This is a genomic window from Sneathiella litorea (assembly GCF_009882915.1).
Taxonomy (GTDB): Bacteria; Pseudomonadota; Alphaproteobacteria; order Sneathiellales; family Sneathiellaceae; genus Sneathiella; species Sneathiella litorea.
Genome location: NZ_WTUW01000001.1, coordinates 327504 through 348203 on the forward strand (window position 1 = coordinate 327504; position 20700 = coordinate 348203).

General features: G+C 51.8%; 20 protein-coding genes. 12 read left to right on the forward strand and 8 right to left on the reverse strand.

Annotated elements, in window-relative coordinates; all coding sequences use genetic code 11:
• Nucleotides 1–75 precede the first annotated feature (75 nt).
• On the forward strand, nt 76–951 hold the full coding sequence (locus tag GQE98_RS01590) for an SDR family oxidoreductase (protein WP_161313798.1): 876 nt from the start codon (nt 76–78) through the stop codon (nt 949–951).
• A 216-nt stretch (nt 952–1167) separates the two neighbouring features.
• Here GQE98_RS01590 and GQE98_RS01595 read toward each other — a convergent pair whose 3' ends face one another.
• Nucleotides 1168–1692: an EF-hand domain-containing protein gene (locus GQE98_RS01595; protein WP_161313799.1), complete on the reverse strand. Its 525-nt coding sequence runs from the start codon at nt 1690–1692 to the stop codon at nt 1168–1170.
• Between the two features lie 156 nt (nt 1693–1848).
• On the opposite strand from GQE98_RS01595, the gene GQE98_RS01600 reads away from it, so the two are divergent.
• Genes GQE98_RS01600 through GQE98_RS01610 form a run of 3 tightly spaced genes read left to right on the forward strand, consistent with a single transcriptional unit; the run spans nt 1849 to nt 3855 of the window.
• A complete protein-coding gene (locus GQE98_RS01600) occupies nt 1849–2496 on the forward strand; it encodes a TetR/AcrR family transcriptional regulator (protein ID WP_161313800.1) in 648 nt (215 codons plus the stop codon).
• 25 nt (nt 2497–2521) lie between these two features.
• Nucleotides 2522–2956, forward strand: coding sequence for an acyl-CoA thioesterase (locus tag GQE98_RS01605; RefSeq protein ID WP_161313801.1), 435 nt, complete (start codon nt 2522–2524; stop codon nt 2954–2956).
• Nucleotides 2953–3855, forward strand: coding sequence for an acyl-CoA thioesterase (locus tag GQE98_RS01610; RefSeq protein WP_161313802.1), 903 nt, complete (start codon nt 2953–2955; stop codon nt 3853–3855). Before GQE98_RS01605 ends, GQE98_RS01610 begins: the two co-directional genes overlap by 4 nt.
• A 1-nt stretch (nt 3856) precedes the next feature.
• On the opposite strand, the gene GQE98_RS01615 is transcribed toward GQE98_RS01610, so the two are convergent.
• Nucleotides 3857–4474 carry a TetR/AcrR family transcriptional regulator gene (locus GQE98_RS01615; protein WP_161313803.1) on the reverse strand — a complete coding sequence of 206 codons (618 nt, stop codon included), beginning with the start codon at nt 4472–4474 and terminating at the stop codon, nt 3857–3859.
• A 232-nt stretch (nt 4475–4706) separates the two neighbouring features.
• On the opposite strand from GQE98_RS01615, the gene GQE98_RS01620 reads away from it, so the two are divergent.
• Entirely contained in the window at nt 4707–5651 is a 945-nt protein-coding gene (locus GQE98_RS01620; RefSeq protein WP_161313804.1) for a homocysteine S-methyltransferase family protein, read from the forward strand.
• Between the two features lie 221 nt (nt 5652–5872).
• On the opposite strand, the gene GQE98_RS01625 is transcribed toward GQE98_RS01620, so the two are convergent.
• The 5 genes from GQE98_RS01625 to GQE98_RS01645 form a co-directional block, all read right to left on the reverse strand.
• Complete coding sequence (locus GQE98_RS01625) at nt 5873–7009, reverse strand: acyl-CoA dehydrogenase family protein (RefSeq protein WP_161313805.1); 1137 nt, start codon at nt 7007–7009, stop codon at nt 5873–5875.
• A 151-nt stretch (nt 7010–7160) separates the two neighbouring features.
• Nucleotides 7161–8951: an acyl-CoA dehydrogenase C-terminal domain-containing protein gene (locus tag GQE98_RS01630; RefSeq protein ID WP_161313806.1), complete on the reverse strand. Its 1791-nt coding sequence runs from the start codon at nt 8949–8951 to the stop codon at nt 7161–7163.
• Between the two features lie 14 nt (nt 8952–8965).
• Entirely contained in the window at nt 8966–11299 is a 2334-nt protein-coding gene (locus GQE98_RS01635) for a 3-hydroxyacyl-CoA dehydrogenase/enoyl-CoA hydratase family protein (protein ID WP_161313807.1), read from the reverse strand.
• A gap of 2 nt (nt 11300–11301) precedes the next feature.
• On the reverse strand, nt 11302–12438 hold the full coding sequence (locus GQE98_RS01640) for a thiolase family protein (protein ID WP_161313808.1): 1137 nt from the start codon (nt 12436–12438) through the stop codon (nt 11302–11304).
• 124 nt (nt 12439–12562) lie between these two features.
• Nucleotides 12563–13003 (reverse strand): MerR family transcriptional regulator, encoded by a 441-nt coding sequence (locus tag GQE98_RS01645; RefSeq protein WP_161313809.1) that lies wholly within the window; start codon nt 13001–13003, stop codon nt 12563–12565.
• A 149-nt stretch (nt 13004–13152) separates the two neighbouring features.
• On the opposite strand from GQE98_RS01645, the gene GQE98_RS01650 reads away from it, so the two are divergent.
• Nucleotides 13153–13554, forward strand: a complete 402-nt coding sequence (locus GQE98_RS01650) for an Mpo1-like protein (protein WP_161313810.1) — start codon at nt 13153–13155, stop codon at nt 13552–13554.
• Here the strand turns inward: GQE98_RS01650 and GQE98_RS01655 are convergent.
• Nucleotides 13484–14512, reverse strand: a complete 1029-nt coding sequence (locus tag GQE98_RS01655; RefSeq protein ID WP_161313811.1) for a glycosyltransferase — start codon at nt 14510–14512, stop codon at nt 13484–13486. The genes GQE98_RS01650 and GQE98_RS01655 overlap by 71 nt on opposite strands.
• Before the next feature lie 263 nt (nt 14513–14775).
• Between GQE98_RS01655 and GQE98_RS01660 the strand changes: the two genes are divergently transcribed.
• The 6 genes from GQE98_RS01660 to GQE98_RS01685 all read left to right on the forward strand — a co-directional run bounded on the left by GQE98_RS01660 (nt 14776) and on the right by GQE98_RS01685 (nt 20671).
• Nucleotides 14776–15693 carry a sulfite exporter TauE/SafE family protein gene (locus tag GQE98_RS01660; protein WP_161313812.1) on the forward strand — a complete coding sequence of 306 codons (918 nt, stop codon included), beginning with the start codon at nt 14776–14778 and terminating at the stop codon, nt 15691–15693.
• A 5-nt stretch (nt 15694–15698) separates the two neighbouring features.
• Entirely contained in the window at nt 15699–16481 is a 783-nt protein-coding gene (locus GQE98_RS01665) for a TIGR02186 family protein (protein ID WP_161313813.1), read from the forward strand.
• Between the two features lie 110 nt (nt 16482–16591).
• Entirely contained in the window at nt 16592–17830 is a 1239-nt protein-coding gene (locus GQE98_RS01670; RefSeq protein WP_161313814.1) for an MFS transporter, read from the forward strand.
• Nucleotides 17831–17856: 26 nt separating this feature from the next.
• Nucleotides 17857–18687, forward strand: coding sequence for a CoA transferase subunit A (locus tag GQE98_RS01675; protein WP_161313815.1), 831 nt, complete (start codon nt 17857–17859; stop codon nt 18685–18687).
• The gene (locus tag GQE98_RS01680; protein WP_161313816.1) at nt 18684–19439 is read left to right on the forward strand and encodes a CoA-transferase; all 756 of its coding nucleotides are present in this window, start codon (nt 18684–18686) and stop codon (nt 19437–19439) included. The genes GQE98_RS01675 and GQE98_RS01680 overlap by 4 nt, the downstream gene beginning before the upstream one ends.
• Before the next feature lie 35 nt (nt 19440–19474).
• Nucleotides 19475–20671 (forward strand): CaiB/BaiF CoA transferase family protein, encoded by a 1197-nt coding sequence (locus tag GQE98_RS01685; RefSeq protein WP_161313817.1) that lies wholly within the window; start codon nt 19475–19477, stop codon nt 20669–20671.
• Nucleotides 20672–20700 lie beyond the last annotated feature (29 nt).

The window sequence follows — 20700 nt, forward strand, 5'->3', positions numbered from 1 at the left end:
CTGATCTAGGATTATAGTGCATTGTCGGGGACCAGCGGGGGCCCCTAAAAAGAAAAAGAAACGCAGGAGAATCTAATGAGCTATCGATCTATTTTTCGGCCGGGTTTGTTTGAGGGGCAATCCATCGTGGTGACCGGCGGCGGCAGCGGAATTGGTCGGTGTACCGCCCATGAGCTGGTCTCTCTCGGGGCCCAGGTTGCGCTTGTCGGTAGATCCATCGAAAAGGTCGAATCTGTTCAAGATGAGATTTCCAAGGTGGGCGGCATCGCGACCATCCATAGTTGCGATATTCGCGATGAAGACGCCGTCAAAGCAACGGTTGCCGATATTATAAAACAACAAGGTGCAATTCATGGCCTGGTGAATAACGCCGGCGGCCAGTTTCCGGCAAAGCTTGAGGAGATCTCCCTGAAAGGCTGGGAAGCGGTTATCAAGACAAACCTGACCGGAGGCTTCCTGTTTGCCCGTGAATGCTATACGCAATGGATGAAGGAGAATGGAGGCGGCCCGATCGTCAATATGGTTGCGGATATGTGGAATTCCATGCCCGGTATGGGCCATTCTGGCGCGGCACGAAAAGGCATGTTGAGTTTCACTGAAACTGCAGCCATCGAGTGGGCGGCAGCCGGTGTCCGGGTCAATTCAATTGCCCCAGGCATGATCGTCTCGTCAGGCATGGATACCTATCCGGATTGGTGGAAAGACCGGGTAAAGGCCCGCATCGCATCACACCCGGTCAAGCGAATGGGAACTGAATCTGAAGTATCGGCTGGCATCGTCTTCCTGCTCTCGGAGGCATCTGCCTTTATCACCGGAACTTGCCTGCGTGTCGATGGCGGCGCACCGAATATCCGAATGAACTGGGATATGCCGGACCATAAGAATAACAAACCTTTCAACGGATTCCATCTGGCCGAAATACCAGCCTTTCTGCGAGAGGATGAAAAGTGATATTCAGAGCGGAGCATCAGGAGGTGATCCGCACCCTCTCCTTATGGGAGGTTTTGAGTATATTCGGGACTGGCGCAACCATCCTTACATTTATCGCGAAGCTGAAAATATGAAGATATCCTGCTGACGCAAAGACGCGAAAGGGCCCGCCCTTCCAATGGAGGAAGAAGAGCGGGCCCCTGCTACGCAATGAAAAGGGTATCGCGATGTGTTTAATCAGCCCTTTTTCATACCACCCTTTTTAGGGCCCATTTTCTGCAATTCATCGGCGGAAAGTAAACCGTCGTTATTGCTGTCAGCCTCCTCAAAGCGCTTGTCCGAAGCCGCGGCGAATTCTTCTTTAGTGACGGTGCCATTACCATCTGCATCCAGAATTTTCATAATCCGTCCTGCATGCCGTTCTTTTCTCTCCTCACGCTTTACTTTATGAAAGGCGCGGGCTTCTTCCTTGCTGATCGTGCCATTATTATCCGTGTCCAGCTTATCGAAGAATTCCTTCTTGCGGACAGTCATTTCCTCGATACTAATGGCGCCATTCCCGTCTTTATCGAGCTTGGAAAAGCGTTCTGTCGATTTTACTGTCATTTCCTCGAAGGTGATTTCACCATCTTTATTGGTATCCAATCGCTCAAAGATATCGCCTTTATGGTGGCCCTTCGGATGTTCGTCCGTCGCTGCAATGGCAAGGGCAGGAATTGCGAGAGCGGCAATCATTGAACCTATAATTATTTTACGTTTCATTACTCAAGTCTCCTTCATTGGTCTGACTTACACATTCAACGATCTGGAAAATTTATTTCCGTCGAAAAAACAAAAATTATTTTCAGAAAGCGCCACAGGAAAATTATTGAACATTGTTCATTTTTATTGATAATGTTTAAGTATTGGAGCGATAAAATGATTGAGGTACAGAAGAAGCACAGCCGGACGAGCGACCTGGCAAAATTCAAGCGGCAACATATTCTGACGGCGGCGCGACGACTATTCAATGCGAATGGGCTGGACGGGCTGAGCATGCGGGATATTGCTAAAGAAGCGGGCTACTCCCTTGGGGCCGCCTATAGCTATTTCCGCACGAAAGAGGAAATTCAGGTTGAACTGCTTGCCGGTATTCTGGGCGAATTGACACGGCAAATAAAAGCGGCCCTCACTCGCACGGAAGGTCAGGACGATGCAACCCGACATGCCTTTACCATTTTTGCTGATTATTTCCGGGAACATCGGGAGGAAAGATATCTCCTCCTCTGCACTTTAACGGACCTTAAGGCGAGCGGAACGGATATTCCGGCAGAGGTGAGGAAAGAACTGGACAGCCGCCTGCTCACGCTGATGGGCCTGCTTGCACACAACCTTTATCATCACACCCCCGCCTCCCCTGCCCACGCACAGGAGGAAACGACGGATTTTGTCGTCTATCTTCTTGGACTATTGATACTTGAAAACAGCGGACGACTTCAATTGCTTAACCAAAGCGGGCAAGAAATGGTCGACCGCTACGGTGAACGAATGCTATTAAGAATGACACAACAAAAAGAAAAAGAATAAGTGCAAGGACAGGAGTTTTCCCTACATGAGCGGTTATATGGAGAGCTATCGCGGCCAGGTATTGATGCGTGAATGCGACCTTCTGGGACATATGAATATACAATATTACGGCGCCCGCATCAGTCTGGCGATGTGCAACATGTTTCATGTCATTGGCCTGGACCCGGATGATTTAAAGAATGGCAAGCGCGGCCTCGCCGTCGTGCATCAGGATTCCCGCTATGTCGCGGAGCTTCATGCCGGCGATATCATTCACATGGAAAGTGCCGTTGTTGGAAGTTCGGAAAGAACAGTGACCATCGACCATCGCCTCTACAATAGTGTGGACGACGGGCTCGTCTTTTCCAGCCGGATGACGTCAGCCTATATGGACCTAGAAAGCCGCAAGGCCATTCCTCTAAGCGATGCAATCCGGCACAAAGTGGCTGAATTGAAGATCGACGGGGAGGACGCGGCATGAGCAAGCTCCTTCCCCTGTTCCGAGGTGCGGTCGAGGCCTGGGAATGCGACCAGATGCGGCATATGAATGTGCAGTTCTATATGACGAAAGCTTCCGACGCCTTCGCTCAACTGCAAAATAGGCTTGGCCTTTCGCCGGCGGTTATTCGCTCAACACACAAGGGGCTTCGCTTCAGGAACATCCGCACACAGTACAAAGCGGAGGTTCATGTAGGTACGCCTCTCTATGGCCTTGGCGGGGTGCGTGAGGTAAAGGACAACCTGATCACGGGCTTTATTCATATCTTCAATTCGGTCAATGACCGGTTGTCTGCTATATATGAATTTACTGCAGATTATGCCGATTTCGAAACAGATACTTCATTGCCCCTCCCAGACGAGGTCAGGTCCGCGGCTGAAGTACTGGCAGACCCGCACCCGGATAGCTTCCAACTGAAACCTTTTGCTGGCGCCCTGATGCCGGCCCGCCCCCTCGATCATATGTTCGAAAGCGCGCGTGGTTCCGTGGATGTGTGGGAATGCGATCAGTTTGATCATATCGAGATGCGGCATATCGTCGGTTATTTCTCAGATGCCGCAACCCATATTATCAATTCCGTCGGTCTGACACGGGAAGTCATTCGCAAGCGGAATCTCGGCTCGGCAGCACTAGATTACTATTCTGAATTCCATGCACCGATCAGGAAATCCACGGCGATTGTTTTAAAAAGTGGCCTGATAGGAGCGGACGGAAAGATTTTCCGCTTCGGCCATAACCTTATTGACATGGACACCGGCAAGCTGGCGGTAACAACCACAGTGCTTGGCTGTTATTTTGATATGACAGAGCGAAAATCTGTACCCCTACCGGAAGAATTTACCAACTATCCGAAGGAAAAACTTCTGGGTGCCCAACTGTAATTTACGCTAGCCTGGGGCTAAAAAGCAGCTTTATATAAGAGCGGAGTATCATGAGCTGGGCAGCGAGCTTTTTGGGTTCTCTCAAAGCCTTTGACATAATGATGCCGCCCTCGACAATTGTTGAGATGAAATCGGCAACCTCCTCCATATCAACATCGTCATTCGGTGGATAGATTTCGCTAATTTCCTGAAGAAGTGCGACAAATCGCTCCCGCCACGCCAGAACCCCGCCTTGGGTCATGTCGTGTATGTCCTTGTCGAATAGCCGCTCCTGATAACATATTGTCGCCACAAGGCAGCCCGGGTGCCCCTCCGGCAAGTCCGCCATCATTTCCGCAAGTAACTTCAAACCCACCAGAAAAGCATGGAGCGGATCATCATTTAGCTCTCTCGCACGCTTGAAAAGATTATCCAGCAGAATCTCATCCTGTTCGAGATAGCGGTGCACCAGTGCCCGGGCGAGCTCTGTCTTATCCTTGAAGTGATAAAAGAAGCCGCTCTTGGTGATGTCGGCTTCAGCAATCAGTTCCTCAATCGAGGTCGCGCCGAAGCCTTTCGCCAAGATTGCAGCCTCAGCAATGGAAAGCAGCCGCTCTCTTGTTTCGGCGCCCTTTCTCATAATTTCCTCGGAAAATATTAACTGCAAAAAACTGTACTGCAAATACAGTACCGTCGGTACAGTTTAATCGACACCAGACTACATTCTATCATGGTTTGTGTCGTCTTGAAATATATTAACTTATTGAAATAAACTGAATTTCAACTTTATCGGCAAACCGTACCATAACTCTACTATCTTACCGGGCATCTTGTTCATATTTTCCTGCCATCCAAACAGACAGGAGATACAAATGAGACATGCGAAATATAGAAATCAGTTACCGCAATCGAAAGATAATATTTACTTGGCCGATGGTGGGCTGGAAACGACAATGTTGTTCCTGGAAGGCTTTGACCTGCCTTACTTCGCCGCCTTTAACTTGATGCGAACCCAAGTGGGCAAGCAGGCGATTAAGAACTACCTACTTAAATATGTCGCCATTGCCAAGGAAAACGGAACTGGGATTATTCTCGACACGCCGACCTGGCGCGCCAGTCAGGATTGGGGGAACCTTTTGTGTTACAGCCCCGAAGCCTTGGATGCGGTCAACCAGGAATCTGTCGAAATGCTGCATGATATCCGCGACGCCCATGAGACCGAAGCGACCAAATGTGTCATCAACGGCGCAATCGGTCCGCGTGGGGATGGCTATAACCCGTCACTCATCATGTCCGCACAAGAGGCGGCCGATTATCACCGGGCACAGGTCACGTCATTTGTCAAAGCAGGTGCGGATATGATCACTGCTGTGACGATGAATTATGTCAACGAAGCGATCGGCATCGCACGGCTCGGCGCCGAAGCAGGAATCCCGACGGCAATTTCCTTTACAGTCGAGACTGACGGTCGTCTTCCAACTGGCGAAACACTGGAGGACGCCATCCGCAAGACAGAAATCGCGAGCGATAGTAGCCCCGTCTACTACATGATCAACTGTGCTCATACCACGCACTTTGAAAATGTAGTGAAATCTGGTGGGCAATGGCGGGACCGGATTGGAGGCTTGCGGGCCAATGCCTCAGCGTTAAGTCACGCGGAGCTGGACGAAGCGGAAGAGTTGGATGATGGCAATCCATCGGAATTCGCGGCCCAGCACGTGGATCTGGCGCAGTATTTGCCGAACCTGGTTATGGTTGGCGGCTGCTGTGGTACCGATCATCGGCATATAACCGCTATTCATCAACACTTTCATTGATAGGAAATATCAGCCTCCGGGAGCCTGCTTTCTATGGCTTCCGGAGTCTAATACGGTAGAAGAAATGTATTTCAGATATGACTGGGGAGAATCTGGCGTTTCACATGAAACGCACAAAACCTCGCTTAAATTGCACGACAATCAAATATGGGAGATGAACACACCAAGCATTCAGCCTCATCCCAAGCGTTATCACCAGCTGTTGACTATCCTTATCGCCCTTATAAACTTCGGGCGATCAGCTCCTTCATGATTTCGTTGGTGCCGCCATAAATGCGCTGCACACGCGCATCAGCATAAGAACGGGCGACCCGATATTCCCACATAAAGCCGTAACCGCCATGAAGCTGAAGGCATTCGTCAATGACCCTGTTCTCGACCTCGGAAGTCCAGTATTTCGCCATGGCGGCCGTTGCCACTTCCAGTTCACCTTTGAGCAGCTCCTCGATGCATTTATCGACGAAGACCCGGGCGATCTGCACCTGTGTTTTTTGTTCCGCCAGCTTGAAGCGGGAGTTCTGGAACTCGATGAGATCCTTGCCGAAGGCACTGCGATTTTTCGTATATTCAATCGTTTCCTCAAGAACGGCTTCCATTGTCGCGGTTGCGCCGATAGCAATCTGCAGCCGTTCCCAAGCGAGTTCCTGCATGAGGCAGAAGAAGCCCTTGCCTTCACCGCCGAGCATATTGCTGGCCGGTACGCGAACATCATCGAAGAAGAGCTCTGCCGTATCCTGCGCCTTAAGGCCGAGCTTGTCGAGGTTGCGGCCCTTCTCAAAACCTGGCGTTCCCGCCTCAACCAGGAACAAGGTTGTTCCTTTTGCGCCGGCGCTCGGGTCCGTCTTGGTTACTACAATCACCAGATCGCACATGAAGCCGTTTGTTATAAAGGTCTTGGAGCCGTTGATGACATACTCATCACCGTCCTTGACGGCGCGGGTTTTCACACCCTGTAGGTCAGAGCCCGCCCCGGGTTCCGTCATGGCAATCGCACCGATCATTTCACCGGATGCCAGCTTGGGCAGATATTTTTTCTTCTGCTCCTCGGTGCCGTAGTTCAGGATATAGGGGGCGACGATTTCGGAATGGAGGCCAAAACCCGGGCCAGTGGTGCCCGCACGCGCCTGCTCTTCCATCATGATGATACTGTAAAGCTTGTCCGCGCCCGCGCCGCCATATTCTTCCGGAATCGGCATGCAGAGAAGGCCCTGTTTGCCGGCCTCCTTCCAGGCGTCACGGCTCACCTGACCGTCTTTTTCCCATTGGGCGTGATGTGGAATGATATGTTCCTCGTAAAACCGGCGAACCGATTCCCGGAATATATTATGTTCTTCGCTGAAAATGCTTCTTTCGATCATCTCGCCACCTTTGTTTTTATGTTTCGTGCGAATTTCCCTGTAATTGACAATTTGTCAATTTCGTCCGAGTCTATCCTTTTGCGGTGTATTTCTCCACAAAAAAAGGCGAACCAAAAGACCCGCCCTTTTTCATTTTTCTTAACACTACGAGCTAGAAAGCTTCCGCATCCAGCTCCATCATGGTTTTTGATCCCGCGCTCATCTTCACGAGGAGGGAAGATACATCCGGGAGCATCCGTTCAAAAAAGAACCGTGCCGTAACCAGCTTGGTCTCATAAAACTGTGGATCGTCGGCTCCCTCAACCAGCTTTTCCTTCGCAATCTTTGCCATCTGCGCCCACATGAAGCCAAGCGCAACGAGGCCAAACATCCGGAGATATTCCGTTGAGGCCGCCCCCGCTTCATCGGGGTTTTTCATGCCCTTTTCGCCAAGCAGGGCCGTGCCCTGCTGTAATTTTGCGAATGCTTTCGCGAGCGGCAAGACAAATTCCTTCTGCTCCTGATCCATCATGTTTTCCTGGATGAACGCATCCACCGGATGGAAGAACTGACGCAAATTGCGTCCCATATTCTGTGGCAGCTTACGGCCGACAAGGTCAAGCGCCTGAATGCCGTTCGCTCCTTCATAGATCTGGGTAATACGCGCATCGCGGACGAATTGCTCCATCCCCCATTCATGGATATAGCCATGGCCGCCATAGCACTGCATTGCCGTCGCGGCGAGTTCAAACCCCATATCGGTGAAATAGGCCTTAATCACTGGCGTGAGGAGAGAGAGCGCCTCATCAGCGGCGCGACGTCCCTCTTCATCAGGATGTTTCTCGACCATATCGACCTGCAATCCTGCCCACAGACCGAGCGCGCGCGCGCCTTCGGTAAAGGCCCGGATCATCAGCAGGTTCCGGCGGATATCCGGATGCACGATGATCGGATCGGCTGGTTTGTCCGGCTCCTTCACGCCCGAGATGGAACGTCCCTGAAGCCGGTCTTTCGCATAGATGACCGCGTTCTGATAGGCGACCTCAGCCTGAGAAAGCCCCTGAATACCAACGCCAAGACGCGCCGCATTCATCATGGTGAACATGGCACGCATGCCCTTATGCTTCTCACCCAGGAGCCAGCCCGTCGCATCCTCATAGTTCATGACGCAGGTGGAGTTTCCGTGAATGCCCATCTTATGCTCGATCGAACCACATTCGACCCCGTTGCGGGTAGCAGGATTTCCATCCGCGTCCAGCAGGAATTTCGGTACGATAAAGAGCGAGACGCCCTTGATCCCCTCGGGTCCGCCCGGAATTTTCGCTAGGACAAGATGAACAATATTGTCGGCCATATCATGCTCACCGGCGGAGATAAAAATTTTCGTTCCGGTAATCTTGTAGCTGCCATCGTCCTGCGGGACCGCTTTGGTACGCATAAGCCCGAGATCCGTGCCGCAATGCGGCTCCGTCAAGTTCATGGTGCCGGTCCAATCGCCGGTCACCATCTTCGGAAGCCAGGTCTGCTTCTGTTCGTCGGTGCCATGCTTGTGGATCGCGGCATAGGCCCCGTGCGTGAGACCCGGATACATGCCAAAGGCCATATTTGCGGCACTCATCATCTCGGCGAAAGCAATCCCGATAACATGAGGGAGCCCCTGCCCGCCATACTCCGGATCGGCATCAAGGCCCATCCAGCCGGCGGCGCGATACTCGTCATAGGCTTCCTTGAAACCGGTCGGGGTTGTGACCTCCCCATCTTTCCAGGTGCAACCTTCCTTGTCACCAACCTGATTGAGCGGCTGGATTACCTCGCTCATCAGCTTGCCGCCCTCTTCAAGGATCGCATCAATCATGTCCGGTGTCGCGTCCTCGAAACCCGGCATATTGGTCATCTTGTCGAGCCCGAGAAGGTCGTTCAGGACAAATTTGAAGTCTTTTACCGGTGCGTTATAAACTGGCATCTCGATACTCCCTTCTAGTTTCTAAGCGGCTTGCCGGTGGTGAGCATATGCTCGATCCGGTCAAGCGTTTTATGGTTATGGATGAGAGTCATGAACCCCTCTCGTTCGAGCTGCAGAAGCTTCTTTTCCGTCACCGGCTCGGTGATATCCGTATTTCCACCCGTGAGGACACGAGCGACCTGCTCGCTGACCACGCCGTCATAGGCGGTAGCCCTGCCCATTGTGACAAAGCCGGAAACCGCCATGTCGAAGGCGGCTGCCGCGGTTTCACCGGGCAGATTCACCTCAACCGGTTCCGGCGCGGCGTAACCTTCCACCATCTCAAGCGCGCGTTTCTTCGCATCGGCGAGAACACGCTTGCGGTTCATGGTAACCCGATCACCCTCGCGAAGGATCATCATATCCCGCGCTTCTGCCGCACTGGTCGCAACCTTGGCGGTGGAAATCGCTTCAAATACTCCAGAGAGAGCAGGCATTGCGCCGCCCGGACGTTTCTTGTTCAGCATCGCACGCATGACCAGTTCCTTGCAGCCGCCGAAGCCGGGAATAACTCCGACGCCAACCTCGACAAGGCCCATATAGCTTTCTGCATGGGCCTGAACTGCCGCCGCCGCGAGGACAATCTCACAACCACCACCGAGCGCCATACCAGCCGGTGCAGCAACAACCGGAAATGGGGCGTATTTCAGCTTCATCAGCGCATTCTGGCCTTCAGAGATCGAATTCTCGATCACCGGCCACATCGCGGCGTTGGCCGCAAAGAGAGCAAGGCCAACATTCGCACCAACGGAGAAGTTATCCGCATCATTGCCGATGACCAGCGCCTTGAAGCCTTTCTTGTCGATCTTGCCCGCTTCCTGCAACATCGCCACCACATCCTGATCGATAGAATTCATCTTGGTGTGAATTTCAAGACAGGCAACGCCATCGCCCAGATCCCAGATGCTGGCTCCCTTGTTAGACATTACCGGCTCATTGCCACGTTTAATGTCGGCAAGCATCCAGGCGCCCTCAGGCACCGGCACGACAGCATAATCGCCATCGACCGTCATGTAATAGGCATCTTTACCCTCTTCCTTGTAAAGCGGCCGATCGCCGACTTTCTTCAAGAATTCCGGAACGGGCAGGCCTTCGGCTTCCAACCGGTCGATGAAATACTGGTTGCCAAGCTGGTTGAGTTGCTCAAAAGGACCATATTTCCAGGCATATCCGGTTTTCATCGCCGTATCGATGGCGATGATGTCGTCAGCTATCTCTCCGACTAGTGATGCCGCATAGGAAATCGTCTTGGAGAGGATCGCCCAGGCATATTGGCCGCCCTTGTCGTCATATTCGACGAGAGCCCGCAGGCCCTTCTTCGCCGCTTTGACGGAGCCGAGTTGCGGCTTCTCTGCCTTGGCATATTCACCGGTCTTAAGGTTGCGGGCTTCCTTTACTTTTTTCCCGCCCTCTTTATTCATGCGGTAAAAGCCGCCCTTACCTTTGCGGCCGGTATAACCTTCCTCAATCATCTTGGCTGTCATGGCAACCAGTGGATGGTTAGGGTCATACTCCTTAGCGAAAGCATCGCTCGCCGGAAGTTCGGACAGCATGGAAGCGATAACCTTCGGCCCCAGGTCGATGCCGGTTAGATCGCCGAGACCAAATATCCCGGTGGAAGGAATCCCCATCGGCTTGCCGCAGACCGCATCTGCTTCCTCAACCGTCAGTCCGAGATCATAGGCAGAGCTCGTCGCGACGGACGACCAGTAAATTCCGATGCGGTTACCGACGAAGCCCGGTGTATCGTAACAATCGACAACTTCTTTGCCGAGTGCGATATCCGCAAATTCGCGCAAATCGTCCAACGCATCTTTACGGGTATGCTCACCGCCGACCAACTCAAACAGCCGCATATAGCGCGGCGGGTTGAAGAAATGAGTAATGGCGAAATCCTTCTTTAGGCTTTCCGGCATCCCCTCCATCAGCGTTTTGAGAGGAATGGTCGAGGTGTTGGAGGTGACAACCGAGCCTGCCTTCCGCACTTCATCGAGACGCTTGTACAGGTCTTGCTTAAGGCCCGTGTTCTCGATAATCGCCTCACAAATCCAGTCACAATCTGCAACAAGATCAAGGTTGTCTTCCAGATTGCCAGTCGTGACAAGCCGCGCATTCTTCTTATGCATGAACGGCGCTGGCTTGGTTTTCAGCATGGTCGCAACCGCACCTTCAGCCAGCATATTGCGGTTTTTCGCATCTTTCGGGACAATATCCAGTAACACAACCGGAACGCCCGCATTGGCGACATGGGCGGCAATCGCCGCGCCCATGACACCGGCGCCGATAACGGCAACTTTTTCAATCGCCATGATCAGCAAGCCTCCAGAACCGTCGCGATGCCCTGACCGCCGCCAATGCACTGCGTTGCGAGGCCGAGCGCCTTGCCTTCACGCTGCAGGAGGCTCGCGACCTTGCCGGTGATGCGGGCACCTGTCGCACCCATCGGATGGCCGAGCGCAATGGCGCCGCCATCGAGATTGGTCTTGGCGAAATCCATTCCGGATTCTTTCAGGACCGCCAGCGCCTGCGCCGCGAATGCTTCGTTCAGTTCAATGATATCGATGTCCGCGAGGGTAACGCCCGCGCGATCCAACGCTTTCTTGGTGGCCGGAACCGGGCCGATGCCCATCAATTCCGGCGCACAACCGGCAACGGCAATCGATCTGATCCGCGCGAGCTTTTTCAACCCGTTCGCATCAGCATATTCCTCAGAGCATACCAGTGTAGCCGACGCTCCGTCCGTCAGCGGTGATGACGTTGCCGCCGTGACAGTCCCATTCTCATCAAATGCGGGCTTCAACCCGGCGAGAGCTTCCATTGTGGTCTCGGGACGAATGCAGCCGTCCTGCTCGACGCGGATATTACCGTCGACTATCGGGACAATCTCGTCATTGAATTTGCCGGCATCGCGTGCCGCCGTAGCCCGGGCATGGCTTTCAACGGCTACTTCCTCCTGCTCCTGACGGGAGATGTTGTATTTCTTTGCAAGATTTTCCGCCGTGATGCCCATGGATACATAGGCTTCCGGGTATGATTTATACAGTCCGGGGTGTGGCGCGGGGTTAAAGCCGCCCATCGGCACACGGGTCATGCTCTCGATCCCGCCGCAGATAAAAACATCGCCCGCGCCCATCTGGATCGCACCGGCTGCCATATGGATGGCCTGCATGGAAGAGCCACAGAATCGGTTAACCGTCGTCGCGGCTGTCGATTGAGGAATACCTGCCAGAAAGCTAATGATGCGCGCCACGTTTAATCCCTGCTCGGCTTCGGGAAACGCACAGCCGATAATCACATCTTCAATATCCTCGACATTCACGCCGCTGTTTGCAATCAGGCCCTTGACCACCTGTCCTGTCAATTCATCAGGACGAATCTTGATCATTTCCCCTTTGTTCGCGAGGGTAAAGGGAGAGCGTGCATATCCCGCGATTACGACATTTTTCATTGCCTTGACTTCCTTTCAGATGATTGCAAATGACCGGCCTGTTTCCGATCGACTTTTTTTGTTTACCCAAATATAGGGCTAATCTTTACGATTAAGAGTCTTCTCAAACCGTCAATCTTACGATTTACGCGATTGACTTTTTGCGGCTACCTGACGCCTTGTTGCCCGAGGCCAGATGTTCCTTCAGCTGGGCAATCCCATCTTCAAGTTCCGATATAGCTTCGTTGATATCCGCCCGTTGCGCGATCAGCTTTTCAAGTTGTTCCTCGCATTTATCCAGCGTAAAGGCCAACTGGTCCGTACTACCGTTTTCCGGTGAATACATGTCCAGCATCTTCTTAATATCCTGCAGACTGAACCCGAGACGACGACCTCGCAGGATGATCTTCAATCGTCCACGGTCCTTTCGGGAGTAAATACGCGTCGTCCCCTCCCGCGCGGGATTAACAAGGCCCTTATCTTCATAAAAACGAATGGTGCGAGAGGTTACGCCGAATTCCTCCGCAAGCTCCGTGATGGAAAAGCTGATACGGTCGTCTCTGTTAATTTTTGCTCTGGCGTTCATATATATTCCGAGTCCCAGTATTTCATTAGGCAATCACTATAGTTGACGTTTACGTAAACGTCAACCTTTGTTGGGCTGCTTGCTGATGCTGGATCGGCTGGAGAAGTATCTGTTATAATGTATATTGAACATAAGGGGAGTGGCAAGAAATGGCGGCAAAAATCACTGAATATTCAGAATTTTGGCCCTATTACCTGCAAGAACATTCTAACCCAAATTGCCGCCGACTTCACTATTTCGGCACAACCCTTGCCTTGTTGAGCCTGATTTCGACTTTTGTTTTCATGATGCCCTGGCTGATCCTCCTCGCGCTTGTCGCTGGCTACGCCCCCGCCTGGATAGCACATTTTTTTATTGAGAAGAACCGGCCCGCAACCTTCACCTATCCGTTCTGGTCGCTCTATAGCGATTTTCGTATGTATTTTTGTTGGTTGCGCGGAAAACTGCCGGACGAACTTGCGAAAGCCGGGATCAGTGAAGTTAGATCCGATGCAACTCCGTCGGCCACTGATAATCCTCGCTCAAATCCTGACGGAAGGTCACCTCGGTAATATATTTAGTCACCACCCGCTCGTTAAAGATTTCATGAGTGCGCTTCCATCCGTTTTTGGCAATGACGCGCGCCTCATCATCATGCTCGATAAAATAGGCGATTTTCTCAAGCAATTGATCAAAATCATCGTAAAAGGCGAGTTCATCCTCTTTGTAGATATGGTCATATCCTGTCCGCCGGTGGATCAGGGTCATCAACCCATTTCCCGTATACTGCGCCATCCGATCGGAACTATAGAGTGGGTCCCCCTCCCCCTGACTTAGGTTCAGGCCCATTCGCGCATTTCCAAGATGACGTTGATAGGTAATTCCTGCAATCGGGCGTTTTCCACGCATCCCGAGGATTTCGATTTTCTCATCACCAAACCTGTCGAGAATTCGGCTGGCGACGTTATAACGCTCAACCTCAGGTAGCGCATTCCCCATGCCATAGAATAACCGGAATTGCGGATCAACGTTCTCAAAGGCACGCCCCGTATCTATCGACAAATCAACCAGATTTGGAAAATAGGAAACGACATTATTCTTGCGGGTAAACTGTGTAAGTTGATCCCCTGCGGTTGTGATAAAAATCGCATCGGCGTCGTCTGCATGGGCGGTAATTCTATTGACATTATCCTGATGCCAAAGGGCATCAAAATTATAGGTCGCAATTTTGATATGCGGGACCGCCTTGCGTATTTGCTTCAGCGTTGTTGCAAAAATAGGATCCGCATGGCCAATAACCAGAAGATCCGGCCAGAAATTCTTGGCGGTTTCCAACAGCCGGAAATTTGCTGGTAAGATGCCGAATTTGCGAGACCCGAACCAAGTTGATGCACGCGCGATATCTCTGTCGCTGAACTGGTAAACCTGATGACCGTTTCGAATAAATCCATTTGCGAGCTTCCTGTTAGAATCATAGAAGCGGGCACCATTTGATTTTTCATTAAAGTTTCCGACGTAAAGGACGCGCATATTTACTCCTGAACTTTTTCGTCGCAGATTGTTTGAGGTTTAAATACCTTGGCCTTTGCATCATTCACAAGAAAATTTTCAAAGCTGCCCTGCATCAACAGGGCCGCATTTAACAAACCCCCATGGAGTTGACAGAGAAATTTGACTCGGAAAGAGAAGAAATCCCTCCCTCCCCTTCCCTTACTCAATCTTTTCATGTATAGCCAACAGAATCGGTATTGCCCCGTCCAAATCATTCAAATCAAGAAGGCCAAAGCTGGCAAATGACTGTTTATCTGCCCATTGCCGAAATTTCAGTCAATTTATTCTTGATCTTGGGCATGGGCGGATTGATCGGACTCTTATCCGGCATGTTTGGTGTTGGAGGGGGCTTTCTGATTACACCTCTTCTGATATTTGTCGGCATCCCACCCGCCGTGGCCGTCGCCACTGTATCCAATCAGATAACGGCAGCGAGCGTATCTGGCGTTCTGGCCCATTGGAAGCGCGGGAATGTTGATTTCAAGATGGGTGTCGTCCTGCTAATTGGCGGCATTATCGGGTCCGTGATCGGGATATGGATCTTTACACTCCTGGCATCTATTGGTCAGGTCGACCTGATGATTTCACTGTCCTATGTTATTTTTCTCGGCACAATTGGCGGCCTGATGTTTATCGAGAGCATCAACGCCATGATCAAGTCGCGAAAAGGATCGGGCACCCGGAAAAAACTGCATCAGCATTACTGGATCCATGGCCTGCCCTTCAAGATGCGTTTTCGTAAATCGAAACTCTATATCAGTGCAATAATGCCGCTCAGCATTGGTGCATTGGTCGGAATTCTGTCCGCTATCATGGGCGTTGGAGGCGGGTTCGTCATGGTTCCCGCGATGATTTATCTCCTTGGCATGCCGACAGGAGTTGTGATTGGTACCTCTCTCTTCCAGATCATATTTGTGACGGCTAACGTTACCTTGCTTCATGCGATCAGTACACAGACAGTGGATGTGATGCTTGCCCTGCTGTTGATGAGCAGTTCCGTTATCGGGGCGCAGATCGGTACCCGCTTTGGCACCAAGTTACGCGGCGAACAACTTCGTGGAATGCTCGCCCTTTTGGTTATTGCTGTCTGCCTGAAACTCGCCTTTGATCTCGTGATCACGCCAGACGATCTTTACACCCTCAGCGATGGAGGGAATTGATAGATATGCGGTATGCGTGCCACCGACTTGTCCTTTCACTCCTTACGCTTTGTGCTATTAGCACTTTATCAATAGACTCAGTTAGAGCGCAGTCTTCTCTGGTCACCGATATATCTTCCCATCTGATTTCGGTTACGTCTGATTTTACCGGCACAGAGTTACTTCTCTTCGGTGCCGTCAAGATTGACAGCGACAACGAAGAACAGTTGAGCCTTGGCGATGTTTTGGTTGTAGTCCGCGGTCCTGAAGAGGATGTTGTCGTTCGGCGCAAGGAACGCGTGGCCGGGATTTGGGTTAATACGGACGCATTAGAGTTTACGCGAGTGCCGAGCTTCTATGCCCTCGCAAGCAATCGCCCGGTTGAGGAAATCGCAGCGCCAGATGTCCTTAACCGCCTTCGTATCGGCCCATCACGCCTGCGTTTCGGTGCGGAAAATCCTGAGGAAATAAGACTTCCATTCGAAGAAGCCATCATCCGGCAAAAATCTCGAGCGAAACTCTACTCAGATCAGGAAACTCCCGTCTATTTTCTAGGTGACACTCTTTTCCGCACAACGGTTTCAATCCCGGCCAACGTCCCGGTAGGAGACTATATTGCGGAATTTTATCTTTTCCGGGACGGAGAGCTTTTGGGCGCCCAGTCGTCTCCGCTTTTCATCAAGAAATCCGGTCTTGGACGGCAAATCTTTGATTTTGCCTATGACTATCCAGCGCTTTATGGCATGGCGGCAATTATCGTCGCAATACTTGCCGGCTGGCTCGCTGCGGCCATCTTCCGAAAGGATTAATACCATGAAAAGAAAGAGCATTTATATTTCTTTTAAGGTGGGTTAGAATAAGTTTAACTCAAACAAACTTCCCTAAGTTCCCGAATAAAACCAAGAATGGAGCGAACCTCTTGGGTCGTCCGAAAAAAACAGAATTTGTTCCTATGGCGATTGGCGTCCTCCTGTTGTGCTTCTTGATGGGGCTTGTTGGCCGCTTCGCGTTCGAGAATTTCCCCAATCTCGTGGCCCCTCTAAGTAAAGAGTTCGACTGGACCCGCGGTACCGTTGCCTCCATTTACTCCTTTGGTGCGGTCGTAACTGGGCTTACCGGTCCCATTGTAGGCATACTGTTTGACCGCTATGGACCACGTAGTGTTTATGGCGTCGGCATATTATCAGCAGGGGCTGGTCTCATTTTCGCAAGCTTTGCGACAAATATCTGGCTTTTCTACATGACGATCAGTCTGCTCGTCGGGTTCTCAGCCTCCTGCTGCGGCAATGTCCCCAATGCAGCCATGGCGAGCCGCTGGTTCAGGGCGCAGATCCCACTTGCCCTCGCCATCATTTATTCCTCAATGGGGGCCGGAACGCTGCTTGGCCTCTCGCTGTCACAGATTTTCATTGAAAACTACGGCTGGCGACAGGCGGAACTCCTCCTCGGCCTGATTGTCCTAAGTATTCTACTTGTTATCCTGTTCCTGCCTTGGCGGCGGATTACTGCGGGTAGTACAGAGTTATCTCGGCCACAGACAACCGGTGCAGAAGAGCCGGAAATTGAATGGACCATGTCCAAGGCGATCCGCACTTGGCCATTCTGGGGTTTGGCATCCGTGTTTTTCTTTACGGGAAATGGTATGTTCTCGGTCGTTATCCAGGCTGTCACCTATCTGATTGAAGTCGGATTTACACCAATTGAAGCGTCGGTGAATTACGGTTTGTCGGGACTGCTCATCCCCGTTGGTATGTTAGGCGCCGGATATCTCGCCCTGAAGATCGGTCTCTTCAAAACGGCCATGTTCAGCTACGTCATTACAATTGTGGCTGTCATTTGCATCTGGTTGCTGGACCGATCGGATCATTTAATCCCGCTTTATGGCTTTATCATCTTTTTTGGCTTGTCTATGGGTTCGCGCGGGCCAATGATCGGCTCCATCTCTTCGCTCCTTTTTCGTGGTCGCAATTTCGGCACCATATACGGTGGCATTGCTGTTGGAGGTGGGTTTGGAATGGCAAGTGGTTCCTTTTTCTCGGGCTTGATCTATGACTTAACGGCCAGCTATGATGCGGTATTCCTCTATTCAATAATTTGCCTTGTCATCGGCGCGTCCCCATTTATCCTGATAAAAGAAATAAGAAACCAATCGTGGTAAGATTGGACGGCACAGAAGGAAAAAAAATGCCCGTGGACACTGAAGACTTTTCCATTGACGATTTTGCGAAGGCCATTCCGGATGGCGCCAAGATTGCGATTCCTGCGGATTATGCGGGCGTTTCCATGGCGGCGACCCGGGCACTCATACGTCGGCGCGCGAAAAATATTCACCTTGTCGGAGTTCCGACAAGCGGACTACAGGCAGAACTGTTAATCGGTGCCGGCTGCGTCAAGACCTTTGAAAGCTCCGCGCTTACGCTTGGAGAGTATGGTCCCGCACCACGTTTCACCAAAGCCGTTCGCGAGGGATCGATCCATCTTATCGATGCCACCTGTCCGGCCATCCATGCCGGACTACAGGCCTCCCAGAAGGGTATTCCCTTTATGCCGCTCCGCGGTATCCTGGGAAGTGATGTGCTGAAAAACCATCCCGGCTGGAAAGTGATCCAAAACCCCTTTGCGATTGACGATGACCCGATTGTCGCCATTCCCGCGATACAGCCGGATATTGCGCTGTTTCATGCGCCGCTTGCCGATCGGGACGGCAATGTATGGGTTGGACGGAAACGGGAACTGGTGAACATGGCTCATGCTTCCAAGGCAGCATTCGTCACCGTCGACGCCATTTCAGAAACAAGCCTGTTCGAGACAGAAGAAAGGGCGGCAGGCGTGCTGCCCGCCCTTTATGTTGGCAAGGTCTGCCTTGCCCCGAATGGCAGTTGGCCACTTCCCTTCTGGAATGGAGCGGAAGTAGATGATGCCCATATGCGCCGTTATATGGAGATGACCAGAAGTGATGCCGGCTTTAAAGAGTATCTTGATCAGTTTGTTTTACAGGAAAGTGTCACGGCATGACAAATAATGCGGACGACAAGAAGGCCCTTATTTGCCTGATAGCCAATCTGTTGCGCGACTGCAATCATGTTGCGGTTGGGGCAGCCTCTCCTATTCCCGGCGCGGCAGCCTTGCTTGCCAAGGCCGCCTGGGGCACGCCGAGATTCGTCAATATTCTCGGCTCCGTTGCCAATAACTTTTTTACAGGCGGCGGTGGAGAACTTTTTGATTGTGCGGCGCAAGGGAGAATCGACGCTTTCTTCCTGGGCGGCGGGCAGATAGACGGGAAGGCGAACATCAATCTCATGGGGCGCGGCGAGTATCCAAATTCCAGTCCCAGATGGCCGGGCACCTTCGGCTCTGCGTATCTTTATTTCCTTATACCGAAAGTGATTCTATTCCGTGAGGAACATACCCGGCGCACGTTGGTGGAAAAGGTTGATTTCATTAGCGCCCCCGGCCTGTCAGACGCCAGCACATACCGTAAAGGCGGGCCTTATGGCCTGTTGACCAGCAAGGCGTTTTTCCATTTTGACAAGGAAAAGGAGCGCTTTCGTCTGGCCTCCATTCATCCGTCAAGCTCGCTCGAGGATATTCTGGATAATACCGGCTTTACCTTCGACTATTCAAAGGAGACGCCCTTGACCTCTCCACCGGACCCGGCGCTGCTGGACCTGCTCAATCGGGAAGTCCGGGAGAAAGTCGCAGAAGTCTACCCGAATTTTGCGGATACCATATTTCCGGTGACTTCCGACGCGGAGCAAGTTAAATAACCCATAACTAAAATAAAAATAGAAGTAGGACCAATATGTCTAGTAAAGGTGCCCTCTCGGGCTTGAAAGTAATTGATCTTTCCCGTGTTCTCGGGGGACCATTCTGTACGCAAATGCTGGGTGATCACGGCGCAGAAGTCATAAAGATCGAGCCTCCGCAAGGGGACGAGACGAGAGGTTGGGGCCCACCGTACAATGATTCAGGCATTGCGGCCTATTTTTCCGGGACGAACCGTAACAAGCGATCCATCGCCCTCGATATCCGCCATGAGGAAGGAAAGAAAATCCTTCTAAAGTTACTCGAAGATGCAGATATCTTGGTTGAGAACTTCAAAACAGGCAGCCTTGAAAAATGGGGCCTCGGCTATGATGACGTCCTTTCCAAGGAGTTTCCGCGATTAATCCATTGCCGCGTAACTGGGTTTGGCGCGGACGGACCTTTCGGCGGATATCCCGGATATGATGCCGTCATTCAGGCTTGGGCCGGATTGATCAGCATCAACGGATCACCTGAATCCGGTCAGGTTCGTCTCGGCATTCCCTTGGTTGATCTTGGAACCGGGATGAATGCGGTGATCGGTATTCTCATGGCGGTGAATGAGCGGCATACGTCCGGCAAGGGGCAGTCGGTTGAGGCTTCGCTCTATGATACGGGAATTCAACTGCAGCATCCGCATGCTGCAAATTACCTGATGTCTGGGAATGCCCCTAAGCTTACCGGAAACTCCCATCCGAATATCGCGCCTTATAATCTCTACCCGACACAGACAACACCTGTTTTCCTTGGAGTCGGAAATCATGGCCAGTTTACGAAACTCTGCGCATCACTGGGCCATCCCGATCTCGCCAACGATCCTCGTTTTGCGGATAATTCCCTTCGCGTGAAAAACCGCGATGCGCTGAATGAAGCCCTCAACAAGCTCTTTGCAGATAAAGATGGTGTGGAAGTGGCAACCCAGCTGCTGGCGGCTGGCGTTCCGGCTGGTGCCGCCATGTCTGTCCCTGAAGCGATCAACCATCCACATACACGCCATCGTAATATGGTTGTTGAGATGGACGATTACAAAGGAACGGGTGTCGCTGTTAAGCTGAGCCGCACCCCCGGATCCGCGAAGTCGATTCCCCCCGCCTTTGGTGCACAGGGGCGCGATATTCTGAGGGAACACGGATTTGGTAATGAGGAGATTGAGAATTTTGTTCAGGATGGCGTTCTATGGGAACAACCCAAATAAGAACCTGACTGTCTAAATTTTTATTTCGG